The organism is Oleiphilus sp. HI0123 (assembly GCF_001635315.1).
Genome location: NZ_LWGE01000180.1, coordinates 1 through 588, shown reverse-complemented (window position 1 = coordinate 588; position 588 = coordinate 1). Strand labels below are relative to the sequence as shown.

Annotated in this window: 1 protein-coding gene; it reads left to right on the top strand. The window is 44.2% G+C overall.

The genetic code is table 11. The features are described 5' to 3' along the window. Positions 1–244: 244 nt before the first annotated feature. Positions 245–588: ribosome biogenesis GTP-binding protein YihA/YsxC (yihA, locus tag A3761_RS01655; RefSeq protein ID WP_068749688.1), on the top strand; the 344-nt coding region annotated here is incomplete at its 3' end.

Below are 588 nucleotides of genomic sequence, written 5' to 3'. Positions count from 1 at the left end.
ATCTAATATTGTCATTTTTACCCACATAACCAAGCAGCTCTGAAGGACAAAACAAGCTAATGAATTCTCTAATCTTCAAAACCTTAACAGTATGGCTGATCAAACTAAAACAACAAGCCGATCACCCTCACTCAGAAAATTATGGGCAAAAAATTTCAGGCTATTATACACTAAGCCCTTCCTGATAAAACCCTTACATTAAATAGTGGTTTTTATTCTGTGCTTTTTTCTGATTGAGTTAGTCATGAACCACCCAAATACGCCGAAGAATATCTCCTACAACAGCGCCCGTTTCAGCCAAAGCGGATCAAAACTCAAGAACTGCCCGCCAGACCAAGGCGTTGAAGTTGCCTTTGCCGGTCGCTCCAATGCAGGAAAATCTTCAGCCATCAACTCAATCACTAACAATAAGAAGCTTGCCCGAACCAGTAAGACTCCCGGCAGAACCCAACTGATTAACTTTTTTTCCCTTAGCACGCCCGGGGTTCGGCTAGTCGACCTGCCCGGCTATGGCTTTGCAAAGGTATCCCTGGACCTGAAAGCTGAATGGGGAAAGCACCTCGATGACTATCTACGCAACCGAGAAAG